Annotated in this window: 12 protein-coding genes; 7 read left to right on the top strand and 5 right to left on the bottom strand. The window is 65.8% G+C overall.

What is annotated here, in order from left to right:
- Nucleotides 1-84 precede the first annotated feature (84 nt).
- Entirely contained in the window at nucleotides 85-507 is a 423-nt protein-coding gene (gene ndk, locus VGN62_RS20080; RefSeq protein ID WP_037518700.1) for a nucleoside-diphosphate kinase, read from the top strand.
- Nucleotides 508-627: 120 nt separating this feature from the next.
- On the opposite strand, the gene VGN62_RS20075 is transcribed toward ndk, so the two are convergent.
- From VGN62_RS20075 to purM, 3 genes are read right to left on the bottom strand one after another with little or no spacing between them, the layout of a single operon-like run.
- Complete coding sequence (locus VGN62_RS20075; RefSeq protein ID WP_327457270.1) at nucleotides 628-1,470, bottom strand: hypothetical protein; 843 nt, start codon at nucleotides 1,468-1,470, stop codon at nucleotides 628-630.
- A gap of 18 nt (nucleotides 1,471-1,488) precedes the next feature.
- Entirely contained in the window at nucleotides 1,489-2,439 is a 951-nt protein-coding gene (gene purN / locus VGN62_RS20070) for a phosphoribosylglycinamide formyltransferase (protein WP_327457268.1), read from the bottom strand.
- Nucleotides 2,432-3,538, bottom strand: coding sequence for a phosphoribosylformylglycinamidine cyclo-ligase (gene purM, locus VGN62_RS20065; RefSeq protein WP_327457266.1), 1,107 nt, complete (start codon nucleotides 3,536-3,538; stop codon nucleotides 2,432-2,434). Before purM ends, purN begins: the two co-directional genes overlap by 8 nt.
- Nucleotides 3,539-3,623: 85 nt before the next feature.
- Here purM and VGN62_RS20060 point away from each other — a divergent pair, with 85 nt between their 5' ends.
- From VGN62_RS20060 to VGN62_RS20045, 4 genes are read left to right on the top strand one after another with little or no spacing between them, the layout of a single operon-like run.
- Nucleotides 3,624-4,895, top strand: coding sequence for a heavy-metal-associated domain-containing protein (locus tag VGN62_RS20060; RefSeq protein ID WP_327457264.1), 1,272 nt, complete (start codon nucleotides 3,624-3,626; stop codon nucleotides 4,893-4,895).
- Nucleotides 4,895-5,554: an HdaA/DnaA family protein gene (locus VGN62_RS20055; RefSeq protein ID WP_327457262.1), complete on the top strand. Its 660-nt coding sequence runs from the start codon at nucleotides 4,895-4,897 to the stop codon at nucleotides 5,552-5,554. Before VGN62_RS20060 ends, VGN62_RS20055 begins: the two co-directional genes overlap by 1 nt.
- Nucleotides 5,545-7,719: an RNA degradosome polyphosphate kinase gene (locus tag VGN62_RS20050; protein WP_327457260.1), complete on the top strand. Its 2,175-nt coding sequence runs from the start codon at nucleotides 5,545-5,547 to the stop codon at nucleotides 7,717-7,719. The genes VGN62_RS20055 and VGN62_RS20050 overlap by 10 nt, the downstream gene beginning before the upstream one ends.
- Nucleotides 7,682-9,229 (top strand): Ppx/GppA family phosphatase, encoded by a 1,548-nt coding sequence (locus VGN62_RS20045; protein ID WP_414713308.1) that lies wholly within the window; start codon nucleotides 7,682-7,684, stop codon nucleotides 9,227-9,229. The genes VGN62_RS20050 and VGN62_RS20045 overlap by 38 nt, the downstream gene beginning before the upstream one ends.
- On the opposite strand, the gene VGN62_RS20040 is transcribed toward VGN62_RS20045, so the two are convergent.
- Complete coding sequence (locus VGN62_RS20040) at nucleotides 9,226-9,636, bottom strand: MliC family protein (RefSeq protein WP_327457254.1); 411 nt, start codon at nucleotides 9,634-9,636, stop codon at nucleotides 9,226-9,228. The two genes, VGN62_RS20045 and VGN62_RS20040, sit on opposite strands and share 4 nt — an antisense overlap.
- An 87-nt stretch (nucleotides 9,637-9,723) precedes the next feature.
- The gene (rnd, locus tag VGN62_RS20035; protein WP_327457252.1) at nucleotides 9,724-10,899 is read right to left on the bottom strand and encodes a ribonuclease D; all 1,176 of its coding nucleotides are present in this window, start codon (nucleotides 10,897-10,899) and stop codon (nucleotides 9,724-9,726) included.
- A 109-nt stretch (nucleotides 10,900-11,008) separates the two neighbouring features.
- Here rnd and VGN62_RS20030 point away from each other — a divergent pair, with 109 nt between their 5' ends.
- Together VGN62_RS20030 and VGN62_RS20025 are read left to right on the top strand one after the other, a co-directional pair.
- Nucleotides 11,009-11,338, top strand: a complete 330-nt coding sequence (locus VGN62_RS20030) for a hypothetical protein (RefSeq protein WP_327457250.1) — start codon at nucleotides 11,009-11,011, stop codon at nucleotides 11,336-11,338.
- The gene (locus VGN62_RS20025; RefSeq protein ID WP_327457248.1) at nucleotides 11,338-12,849 is read left to right on the top strand and encodes an FAD-binding protein; all 1,512 of its coding nucleotides are present in this window, start codon (nucleotides 11,338-11,340) and stop codon (nucleotides 12,847-12,849) included. The genes VGN62_RS20030 and VGN62_RS20025 overlap by 1 nt, the downstream gene beginning before the upstream one ends.
- Nucleotides 12,850-12,935: the final 86 nt, after the last annotated feature.

Here is a 12,935-nt window from a genome sequence, read left to right as displayed (position 1 = left end):
CGCCGCGCTCTGTCCTTGCAGTGCAGCAAAAGCGCCGCTAGAGGCGCGCGCATCGCAGACAATAACAACATAGGAGCTTCCCCCATGGCGGTTACTCGCACTTTTTCGATCATCAAGCCCGACGCCACGCGTCGCAACATCACCGGCGCCGTCACCAAGATGCTCGAAGACGCCGGCCTGCGCGTCGTCGCGTCGAAGCGCATCCACATGAGCCGCGAACAGGCCGAAGGCTTCTACGCGGTCCACAAGGAACGCCCCTTCTTTGGCGAACTCGTCGACTTCATGATCAGCGGCCCCGTCGTCGTCCAGGTCCTCGAAGGCGAGAACGCGATGCAGGCGAACCGCGATATCATGGGCGCGACCAACCCCAAGGACGCCGCGCCCGGCACGATCCGCAAGGAACTCGCCGAAAGCATCGAAGCGAACACGGTGCACGGTTCGGACAGCGACGAGAATGCGGCGATCGAAATCGCTTACTTCTTCAAGCCCGAAGAAATCGTCGGCTAAGCCGATCGGTATTTTCCGAAACGAAGAGGCCGCCGGAGCGATCCGGCGGCCTTTTTCGTCGATGCGCAAAGAGGGGCAGCGATAGCGTCCGCCCTGCCTGGCATCCGGTTTGTCGGCACACTAAAACCTGTATTTCCTGCCGTGCTTGCGGGCCCCCGCCTCGAACTCCTCCCGCTTTTTGGCGATCTGCGCCTTGTGCTGCCGTTCCTCTTCCTCTGCTGCTTCGGCCATCCTTGCGCGATCTTCCGCCTCGGCCTTCTGTTTTTCTGCTTCGGCATTCGCGGCGGCCCGGGCGGCCGCGTCTTCGATCCGCTGCAATCCCCGCACGGTGCTTCGGATCATGCTTCCGCCCGAATAGACGGAATACAGCCCGCAAATTCCCATTATGACAGTTGGATCTCCGGCGAGCTTTCCGATGTCGGCCACGATCTTGATCGTGCCGTGGACCCCTTTCAGGATCAGATCCAGCTTCCTCCGTCCGGGCGTCGGCCCCGACCGGCAGACAAATGCCCGCAGCGCGTCGATATCTGCACAAATCCGCGCCAGCGCGCGGTCGGTCAGTTCGACGCGCCTCGTCGTGGCGAGTTTTTTGCGTAACTCTTCGAGCAGCTTGCCCGTCCAGCGGCTTCCGATATTCAGTTCGGCCAGCGCCTCGCGCTCCGCCGCCAATATTCTTTCGTGAAGCGACCGCCGCTCATCTTCGTCGAACTGGCGCAGATCTGCCCTGACCAATCGCGACCAACGCCCGAAGCGCTTCAGCAAGCCCTCCTTTTCCTGTTCGGCATCGCCGGTCAGAATGGCATGGATGTCGGTCAGTTGGCCGCACAGACGGTCGAGGTGCGCGCGTATCTCGATCGCGTCGCCTGCGTGTCCTTGCCGGGCTTCCAGCGCTTCGGCATCCTGTGCCGCAGCCTTGGCGATCTCCTTTATGCGATCGATTGCTTCGCCAAAGTCCGAATCCATCAAAGCGCCCCTCTTTGCCTAGAACTCTTCCGTAACTCCCATCAGCCCTGCCAGCTTTTTCGGCGCGACCGCAAGCCAGCTCTTGCGCAGCCATTCGCCGATCGCGTCCCAGTCGGTGTCGCCGAGGTCGAGGCGGATGCCGACCCAGCCGTCGCCGAAATAGGCGGGGCGGTAATAACGCTCTTCATCGAGTTCGATCAGCATCGCCTGCTCCTCGGCGCCGCTGATCTTTACCAGCAGCGCGATCTTGCCGTCGCCGTGATGATCTTCGGTGAAATAGGCGAATTTCTTGCCCTTCACGATCCCGAAGCAGGGCATGCCGTGCGAGGTGACCTCGTCGGCCTCGGGCAGCGCCATCGCGAGTTCGCGCACGCGGGCGCGCAGATAGTCGGGCGAGCGCTCGCGCGTCACGAACGCGGCGAGGGTGGCGGGATAGAGCTGATGCTCGGCGAACTGCACCCGCCGCGCGAGCGTTTCGACCGTGTCGCCGGGAAGGATCGCGACCGGCGTCTGCGCGAGCACTGGCCCCTCGTCGACGCCGGGCGTCACGACGTGCACGCTGCATCCGCCGAATTTGTCACCTGCCTCGATGGCTTGGCTGTGCGTGTTCAGCCCCTTGTAGAGTGGCAGCAGGCTGGGGTGGATGTTGATCATCCGGCCCGCCCATCGCGCGACGAACGCGTCGGACAGGATGCGCATATAGCCCGCGAGCGCGACGAACTCGGCGCCGACGCCGCGCAATTGTTCGTCGACCAGTGCGTCGAACGCGTCGCGGTTCATGCCCTTGTGCGACAGACCCCATGTCGCGATGCCTTCGGCCCCGGCGATCGCCAGCCCCGGGGCTTCGGGATCGTTGCTGCCGACAAGCACCAGCTCATAGGGGCAGGCTTCGGCCTTCGCGGCGTAAAGCAGCGCCGCCATATTGGTGCCGGCGCCCGAAATCAGGACGGCGACACGCGCCTTAGCCATTATGCGTCGCACTCCACGGCGCGCGTGCGCTCCACGTTTCGGCGCCGCCCGTCACGGTGCAGCCCTTTTCACCCTCGGCGATGTGGCCGATGCGGAACACGGTCTCGCCCGCGGCTTCGAGCGCCGCGGTAACAGTGTCAACATCGCTCGCGGCGACGACGACCGCCATGCCGATGCCGCAGTTGAACGTGCGCGCCATTTCCTCGGGCTCGATATTCCCCTGCGCCTGCAGGAACGCCATCAGTCGCGGTTGGCCCCACGCATCGGCGTCGACGTGCGCGTGCAATGTCTTTGGCAGGATGCGCGGGATATTCTCGAGCAGGCCGCCGCCGGTGATATGCGCGAGTGCGTGGATATGGCCGGTCTTCACGAGGGGCAGCAGGCTCTTCACGTAGATGCGGGTCGGCGCCATCAGCGCGTCGATCAGCAGGATATTCTGGTCGAAGAGGGCAGGGCGGTCGAGCTTCCAGCCCTTGTCCGCCGCGAGCCGGCGCACGAGCGAAAAACCGTTCGAATGCACGCCCGAAGAGGCGAGGCCCAAAATCACGTCGCCCGCCGCAACCTTGTCGGCGGTCAATACCTGGTCGCGCTCGACCGCGCCGACGCAGAAGCCCGCAAGGTCATAGTCGCCGTCCGAATACATGCCCGGCATTTCGGCGGTTTCGCCGCCGATCAGCGCACATCCAGCCTGCTTGCACCCTTCGGCGATGCTCGCGACGACTTCGGTCGCGACATCGTTGTCGAGCTTGCCCGTTGCATAATAATCGAGAAAAAACAGCGGCTCGGCGCCCTGCACGATCAGGTCGTTCGCGCACATCGCGACAAGGTCGATCCCGACGCCGTCATGCTTGCCCGATTCGATGGCGAGCTTCAGCTTTGTGCCCACCCCGTCGTTCGCGGCGACGAGCAAAGGATCGTTGAACCCCGCCGCTTTCAGGTCGAAGAATCCGCCAAAGCCGCCGAGGTCGGCGTCGGCGCCGGGACGACGCGTCGCACGGGCGAGCGGGGCAATGGCACGGACCAGCGCGTTGCCGGTCTCGATCGATACGCCGGCCTGCGCATAAGTGTAGGAGGCGGGTGGGTTGTGCTTGGAATCCATGGCCAGCGCGACTAACGACTCTGGCCACGAAATGCCATGATTTCCTTGTCCGGGGCCACGCTTTTGGGCAAAGCATAGAGAAGATATGATTTCGGCTGCCTTTCCCCGCTTCGCCCCGAGCTTCTCGCTTCGCTCCCTGGCACCCCGCGATTGGCGCTGGGCCGCACTTTTCGGCCTGTTCTGCGCGATTCTTGTCGCCGGGATCGTCGATGGCCAGATCACCCGCGGCGATCGCGGCATCACCCCGATCAACAGCAGCGGCGATTTCCTCGCAAGCGGGATCCTCGTCGACGTCACCGGCGATAATGCCGACGACGCGCGCTCGAAGGGCTGGCGCGAGGCGCAGCGCAAGGGCTGGGCGCAGCTTTATCGCAAGCTGAACGGCAGCGACGGTCCCGCGCTCGGCGATTCGGTGCTCGACGGGATCGTCACCGCGGTCGTCGTCGAGGAAGAACAGATCGGACCGCGCCGTTATGTCGCGCGGCTCGGCGTCCAGTTCGACCGCGTCCGCGCCGGCCAGATTCTCGGCGTCAGTGGGCGGACCTTGCGCTCGCCGCCGCTGCTCGTGATTCCCGTCTATTCGATCGACGGCATCCCGCAGGTCTTCGAACAGCGCAGCGCATGGCAGCGCGCGTGGGCCGAATATAATACGGGGCAAAGCGCGATCGACTATGTCCGCACCGCGGGAACCGGCGCCGACACGCTGCTGATCAACGCGGGGCAGACCGGCCGCCGCGGCCGCGTCTGGTGGCGCGTCATCCTCGATCAATATGGCGCCGCCGACGTGCTGACGCCAATCGCACGCGTCGAATATTCCTATCCCGGCGGCCCGATCAAAGGCTATTTCACTGCGCGCTTCGGCCCCGACAGCAAGCTGATTTCCAGCTTCACGATGACCGGGCCCAGCCCCGCCGCGCTGCCCGACATGATGGAAAAGGCGGTCGCGCGGATGGATCGCATCTATATCGACGCACTGGCCGCCGGTGTGCTGCGCACCGACACCTATCTCGTCCTCGAAAAGCCGGTCGAAAAGGCCGACCTGCCCGAAGAGGTCGCGACCGATGAAGAGGCGCTGCCCAGCGAAACCGACAGCAGCGTGCCGACCACGGCGCCGGTCGGGGTGCAGAGCTTCACCGTCCAATATAATTCCCCCGACGTCGATTCGGTCACCGCGACCGAACGCGCGGTGGGCGGTATATCGGGCGTCCAGTCGGCCTCGACCACCAGCCTCGCGCTGGGCGGTACCTCGGTGATGCGCGTGACCTTCCGCGGCGATATCGCGGCGCTGAAGGCCGCGCTCGCCGCGCGCGGCTACAAGGTGCAGGAGGGCGGCAGCACGCTGCGGATCAGCCGCTGATGGCGCGCGCCGCTCCCGGCCAGATCGCCTTGCCGCTCGACTGGAGCGCCGGCGGTAGCAACGATGGTCCGCTGATCGTCGGCACCAGCAACGCCGACGCGGTGCGCTATCTGCGCCACCCGGCAACATGGCCCGTCCGCACCGCCGTGCTCGTCGGACCACGCGGATCGGGGCGCAGCCTGATGGGCCGCCTCTTCGCCGCTGAAACCGGCGGCCGCGTGATCGATGGCCATGCCAGCGTTTCGGAAGAAGAGATTTTCCATGCGTGGAACGCCGCGCAGACAAGCGGTGCGCCGCTGCTGATCATCGCCGATGCACGGCCTTCGGAATGGAATGTCGCGCTGCCCGACCTGCGCTCGCGCCTCGCGGCGGTGCCGGTGCTGACGATCGGCGATCCCGACGACTGCCTTGCGCGCGACCTGATCGAGGCGCTGTTCGCGCAGCGCGGTGTGGCGCTCGCACCCGGCGTCGCCTCCTATATCGTCCCGCGGATGGAACGCAGCTATGCGGCGATCCACCGCGTCGTCGCGGCGCTCGACGCGGCGTCGCTCGAAAAAGGGGGCGGCATTAGCATTCGTCTTACGCGTGAAACATTACTGTCACAGGGGCTCATCGATCCCGATTTGCTCGAAAGACAGGATGAAGCGACATGTCGATAGCCGGCGGCCCCCTACGCGCAGACAATGATGCCGCCACCGCGGCGACACCGCCCACTTTCGGCCCCGAACGCTTCTTCAACCGCGAACTCAGCTGGCTGGCCTTCAATCGCCGGGTGATGGAAGAAGCGCGCAATCCCGCGCATCCCTTGCTCGAACGGCTGCGCTTCCTGTCGATTTCGGGGAGCAATCTCGACGAATTCTTCATGGTCCGCGTCGCGGGGCTGAAGGGCCAGCAGCTCCAGGGAATCGATGATCCCTCGGCCGACGGCCGCTCGCCGGGGCAGCAGCTTGCCGAGATCGAGGCCGAGGTGAACCGCCTCGTCGACCAGCAGCAGAGCGAATGGCAATTGCTCCACAAGCTGCTCGCCGAACAGGGCATCGTTGTCCACGGCACCGGGTCGGACAAGGACGTGCTGCGCGCGGCGCTCCGCCAATATTTCATCGACCAGATTTTCCCGATCCTCACCCCGCAGGTGCTCGATCCGGCGCATCCCTTTCCTTTCATCCCCAACCGCGGCCTTGGGGTCATCTTCGATCTTCAACGCAAGGCGACCGGCGAGACGATCCGCGAACTGGTGATGATTCCCGCCTCGCTGGCGCGCTTCGTACCCGTGCCTGGCCAGCCGGGCGCGTTCGTCCCGATCGAATATCTGATCGAGATTTTCGGCGACCTGCTGTTCCCGGGCTTCACGATCCGCTCGCTCGGCGTGTTCCGCATCATTCGCGACAGCGATATCGAGCTTGAGGAAGAGGCGGAGGATCTCGTTCGCCTGTTCCGCACCGCGATCCGCCGCCGCCGCCGCGGCCGCGTGATCCTGCTCGAACTCGAAGCCGACATGCCCGGCGAAATCGCCGAAGTGCTGGGCGCCGATATCCAGGGGCATGAAGCGATCGTCGCCAAGATCGGCGGTTTCATCGGCCTCGCGGCGCTGTCCGCGCTCGTCGACGTCGACCGGCCCGACCTCAAATTCCCCGCCTATTCGGCGCGCTTTCCCGAACGCATCCGCGAACATGGCGGCGATTGTTTCGCCGCGATCCGTTCGAAGGACATCGTCGTCCATCACCCGTACGAGAGCTTCGACGTCGTGCTCTCCTTCCTCCGTCAGGCCGCGGCCGATCCCGACGTCGTTGCGATCAAGCAGACGCTCTATCGCGCGGGCAACCAGTCGCCGGTAATACGCGCGCTGATCGAGGCGGCCGAGGCGGGCAAGTCGGTGACCGCCGTGGTGGAGCTCAAGGCGCGTTTCGACGAGGAACAGAATCTTCTCTGGGCGAACCAGCTCGAACGCGCTGGGGTGCAGGTCGTCTACGGCTTCATCGAGTGGAAGACGCACGCCAAGATTTCGATGGTCGTGCGCCGCGAAGGGCAGGGGTATCGCACTTACTGTCACTTCGGCACCGGCAATTATCACCCGGTGACCGCGCGCATCTATACCGATCTCAGCTTCTTCACCGCCGACCCGCGCGCCGGGCGCGACGCGGCGCAGCTGTTCAATTATATCACCGGTTATGTCGAACCCGAACGGCTCGACCTGATCACCATGTCGCCGCTCAACATGCGCGCGCATCTGTCCGAACTGATCGACGCCGAAACCGCGGCGGCAAAGGCGGGACAGCCGTCGGGCGTGTGGGCGAAGATGAACAGCCTCGTCGACCCCGATATCATCGACAAGCTTTACGAGGCGAGCGCCGCGGGGGTGCCGATCGAACTGATCGTGCGCGGCATCTGCTGCCTGCGTCCGGGCGTGCCGGGGCTGTCCGAAACGATCCGCGTCAAGTCGGTCGTCGGCCGCTTCCTCGAACATAGCCGCGTATGGGCCTTTGCGAACGGCGCGGCCCTGCCACACCGCGCGGCAAAGCTGTATATCAGCAGCGCCGACTGGATGCCGCGCAACTTCGACCGCCGCGTCGAATATATGATCCCGATCGAAAACCCGACGGTGCACGACCAGATATTGGACCAGGTGCTCGTCGCGAACCTGATCGACAATGAACAAAGCTGGATTCTTCAGTCCGACGGGACCTCCGTGCGCGTGGTTCCCGGTGACAAACCATTCAACCTGCACCATTATTTTATGAACAACCCGTCACTGTCGGGCCGCGGCACCGCGCTTCACAAGCGTCAGGATGTGCCGACGCTTGCCTTCGACGTGCGCGAAGATTGAAACGGAACCCGGTTTGCTGCGTCCCCCGAAACAGACGGTCCACCGCTCTGCGGTCATCGACATCGGCTCGAACTCGGTGCGTATCGTCGTCTATGAAGGGCCGGCGCGCGCGCCCGCGGTGATCTTCAACGAAAAGGTCGCCGCGGGGCTCGGCCGCGGCCTCGCGCTCGATGGCCGGATCGCGCCGCAGGATGCCGAGCGCGGACTCGTCGCGCTCCGCCGTTACGCGCTGCTCGCCAAGCATATGGATGTGCAGGACGTGCAATGCGTCGCAACCGCTGCGGTGCGCGACGCCGCGAACGGCCCCGACTTCATCGCCGCGGCGGCCGAGGCGGGGCTGAGCATCCGCCTGCTGTCGGGCGAGGAAGAGGCCGAAGCTGCCGGGCATGGGGTGCTCGCCGCGATTCCCGACGCGCATGGCATCGCGGTCGATCTCGGCGGCGGCAGCCTCGAATTGGCCGAAGTGTCGGACGGAAGGGTCGGTCGCCGCGCATCCTTCCCGCTCGGGGTGCTCCGCTTGCCCGCGCTTCGCAAGGACGGCGAGCAGGCGTTCGAGCGTTCGGTGCGCAAGATGCTCCGCGCGGCCGGCTGGCCCGGTGAAGGTCTCACCGGCCTGCCGCTCTATCTCGTCGGCGGGTCGTGGCGTGCGCTCTCGCGCCTCGACCTCGAACTGACGAAGGACCCGCTTGCGGTGCTCGACCAGCACAGCCTGCCGCGCACCGCGCTGCGCCGCCTGACGCGTGCGACCAGGCGGCTGAGTTTCGAGGAATTGCGCGCGATTCCCGGCATGGCGTCGAACCGCGCCGCGGCCTTGCCCGACGCGGCGGCACTGCTCGCGGCGCTCGTGAACATCCTCGACGTGCCCGAAATGACGGTGTCGTCGTCGGGGCTTCGGGAAGGATTGCTCTATCAGGCGCTCGACGCCGAAACGCGCGCGCAGGACCCGCTGATCGTCGCCGCCGAATTCGAGGGCCGCCGCCTCGCGCGCTTCGCCCCGCACGGCCGCGCGATCGCAGAATGGATCGCGCCGCTGTTCGCCGACGAGGCGCCGGTCGACAGCCGCGTCCGTCTCGCCGCCAGCCTGCTCAGCGACGTCGCCTGGTCGGCGAACCCCGATTTCCGCGCCGAACGCGGCACCGAAATCGGCCTGCACGGCAACTGGCGCAGCATCGATATCCCGGGCCGCATCCTCCTCGCGCGCGCGCTTTATGCTGGCTTCGGCGGTGCCGATGCCGAATTCCCGGCGATGGGCGGCCTTGTGTCGGCCGAACGGCTGGCGCGGGCGCGCCAATGGGGGCTCGCGATCCGCCTCGCGCAGCGCCTGACCGGCGGCATCCAGGCGCCGCTCGTAGGCAGTTCGATCGCGCTTACGGACGGCAAGCTGCGGCTATCGGTTGCGCCCGAATGGCACCACCTGATGGGCGAAGCCGTCGACCGGCGCCTGCGCGCATTGGGGAACGCGCTCGACGCAGAACCGGTAATCGATTTGCTGGGCGGCGGCGCGGCCTAGTTCGCGGCCGGAGCGGCGGCGGCGGACGTGCAAGTGGTCCCCGCGGCCGATGCGATATCCTCGCCCGGCTTCAGCGGCGCGAGCATCCCGTCGGTCATGCCCTTCGTCCACCATTGCCAGCCGCCGCCGACATAGCGCGCGCCGCTCGCCGATTGCGCGATCGTCATGTCGACGGTCTTTCCGGCGGTCACGATTTGCGCCGTTTCAGGGGTCGGATAGCGCGCCTCGACGGTCGATCCGTCGGCGCAGCTATAGCGGACGAGTTCGGTTGCGGGCGTCGCCGCAGCGTCGGCCTTGGGCGCCTTTGATTCTGCCGTTTCCGCGGCCGGGCTTTCGGTCTTCTTCGGCGACGCGTTGCAGCCAGCAAGGCCGATGGCGACGAGGGCGATAGCGACGGGAAAACGCATGGCTTGCTCCTTCATTTCGCGGGAAATGGCGCGCGCCCGATTATGGGGCAACGCCGGGTCCCGCGCAAATGATATGGTGCCAGCCGTTCAGGCGGCGCTGTCGATCTCGCTCATCACCAGCTTGCCATTCTTGACCGCGAAACCCATCCGGCCTTCGACAAGGTCGAGCGCGGCATGGCCGAACACATCGTAACGCCAGCCTTCCATCATCGCGATGCCTTCGCGCCCGCCCGCCGCCAGCGCTTCGAGGTCGTCGCTGCGTGCGATCAGTCTTGCCGCGACATTGAGTTCGCGCGCACGAATCTTGAGCAGCAGCTTGAGCAGGTCGGCGACGAGCACGCCTTCCTTGCCGAGGCCGGGTCCGCGCGGCGCGCGATCGGGCATGTCGTCCTTCGCCATCGGCTTTGCATTGGTCAGCGCGTCCATCAATCGCGCGCCGATGTCGTTCGATTTCCACGTCGCCGACAGCCCGCGGACGCGCCCGAGCCCGTCCTGATCCTTTGGCGGATGGGCGGCGAGGTCGGCGAGCGTCTCGTCCTTGACGATGCGACCGCGCGGCAGGTTTTTGGAACGCGCCTCGCGCTCGCGCCATGCGGCGAGCGCCTGCAACCGGCCGAGCACGTCGGGCTTGCGCGACGGAATCTTGATCCGCTGCCACGCCTTGTCGGGGTCGACGCTGTAATTGGCTGGATCGGCGAGCTTTTCCATTTCCTCGTCGAGCCAGTGGCCGCGGCCGGTCTTGATCAGCTTGTCGAGCATCATCGGGAAAATCTTCGCGAGATGGGTGACGTCGCCGATCGCATAATCGATCTGGCGCTTGTCGAGCGGACGGCGGCTCCAGTCGGTGAAGCGCGCGCCCTTGTCGAGCTGGATGCCGATCCACGCTTCGACGAGGTTGGAATAGCCGACCTGTTCGGCTTGGCCGATCGCCATCTGGCCGATCTGCGTGTCGAAGATCGGGTGCGGGGTCTTGCCGGTCAGGTTGAAGATGATTTCGACATCCTGCCCGCCCGCATGAAAGACTTTCAGCATATCTTCATTGGCGACGAGCAGGTCGAGCAGCGGCTTCAAATCGATGCCGGGGGCCATCGGATCGATCGCCGCCGCATGGTCGCGGTCGGCCACCTGGATCAGGCAAAGCTCTGGCCAGAAAGTGTTTTCGCGCATGAACTCGGTGTCGACGGCGATGAAATCGCTGTCCCGGATGAGGTCGCAAAATTCGACGAGCGCGGCGCTGGTTTCGATCAACGGATGGACTTGCATAGCGCGCCTATACAGCTAGTTGGAAGTAACGGGCAGGAAAAATTGTCCGTGCTCTTCGGGTCGCGGAGCCGGAACACCGGCTGGGGAAAAAGACGAAGGGAAAATGGGCATGATGTGGCTCGGTTGGGCGCTTGCCGCGCTCGGTTTTGCGCTGCTTTTCGGGCAATATGCTGCGGGGCAGGCGGATGTTTTCGTATCGATCGCCAACCCGCGGCCGCTCGACGAAGAATCGATGGTCGTGACGCTGAAGGGCTGGGGCTTTGCGGCGCAGGCCGCGCAGCCCTTCGTGACGCCCGAATCCGATCATGGCCTGTGCGACGTCCGCGTCTTTGCGACGCGGCGCCAGATGCTCGTTGCCATCGCGACCTTCGGCTTCCTTCGGCCGGTAACCGTTGCCTGGCGCGCGCACGCCGGCGTCCAGCCGCTGGGAGACGCGTGATGCCCATCGTAAAGCTCGGCGACGAGGGGCGCTGGACCAACTATCATGGCACGGGCACGTGCGAGGCGGCGACGCGCTTTGCCTTGCGCAGCGGCGACGCGCCGCGCGGACGCGACGAGATCGCGATCGCGGCAAAATCGGTGCAGGACTGGCTGGCACAGGCGGCGGCGGCGAAGCGCCGCGTCCGGCCGCTCGGCGCGGGCTGGTCGCCGTCGAACGTCAACATCAGTTCGCAAAGCTGGCTGCTCCATACGCGCCGCTTCAACCGCTGCTTTCGGATCGGCGCCGACGACGTGCGGCCGGGCATCGACGCAAGCACGCTGATGCTCGTCGAAGCGGGCGCGCTCGTCGATGAGGTGTCGGACAAGTTCGAGGAACAGGGGCGCTCGCTGTGGACGAGCGGCGCGGGCAATGGCCAGACGTTCGCGGGTGCCGCCGCCACCGGCACCCACGGATCGATGATCGCGCGCGGGGGTATCCAGGACCATATCCGTGCGGTGCAGGTCGTCACGCCCGCCGGCATCCACTGGATCGAGCCCGAGGCGGGCGTGATGAGCGACACCTTTGTCGCCGACACGGGTTCGACGCCGTTGCGTGACGACGCGATGTTCGCTGCCGCGCAGCTTCCGGTGGGGTCGCTCGGCATCGTCACCGCGCTCGTCGTCGACAGCGTCCCGAAATTCCTCGTTCGCCCGATCCAGAATCTGCGCAAGGTCGATGCGGCGGCGCTGGGCTGGCTTGCTGCGGGCGATTTCCGGCGCTTTTCGGCCGCCTATGCTCTCGATCAGGATCCCGATTTCGTCCAGATGATCGTCAACCCGTACAAGCCGTTCAAGCGGCCGGCGATGCTGCGTTTCCTCTATCGCGAGCCATGGCGCGACGATTATCCGCGCGCGACGCCGGGGCAGCTCGGTGCGGGTTATGACGCGCTCAGCCTGCTCGGCCGTTTCCTCAACGATTATCCGTGGGCGCGGGGGCCGTTGCTGCAATTCGCGATGAAGCAGGGTTATGCGAGCGGTCCCGACGTCGACGCGCCGCCGGTCTATGGCAGCTGGGGGGAGGGGCTCGACACGCACCGGCCGCTCGCCGACCTGTTCAACGCCTCGGTGACGATCGACCGCGCCGATCTTGCGCATGTGTTCGAACTGGTTTGCGCGGTCTATGCGCGGCATGGCGGCTCGACCGTGGTCACGGTGCGCTTCATGGAGCGGGCGCAGGGGTTGCTCGCCCCCGCGCGTTTCCCGCACAATGCGGTGATCGATTTCGACGGCCCGCGCAGCCAGCGTACCGCCGACGCCTATGCGCGCGTCGTCGAACGCCTCGATGCCGAGGGCGTCGCCTTCACGCGCCATTGGGCAAAGAGCTGCTGGCTCGACGCGGTGCGCGTCGCCGCCGACTATGGCGAGGATTTTCGCCGCTGGCGCGCCGCGCGCGACCGATTGCTCCCCGATCCGGCGCACCGCGCGCTGTTCGGCAGCGAGGTGCTCGATGGCCTCGGATTGACCTGCTGATTTGGCCGTCAACCCTTGACAAATGGCGCGCCGACCTGCCTTAGGCGCGGCCATGTTGGCGCGGCGTTCGACCGTGCTTCCCCGGA

This window comes from Sphingopyxis sp., from assembly GCF_035998905.1.
In the GTDB taxonomy this organism is placed as follows: Bacteria; Pseudomonadota; Alphaproteobacteria; order Sphingomonadales; family Sphingomonadaceae; genus Sphingopyxis.
This window is presented reverse-complemented; position numbering and strand designations above follow the sequence as displayed.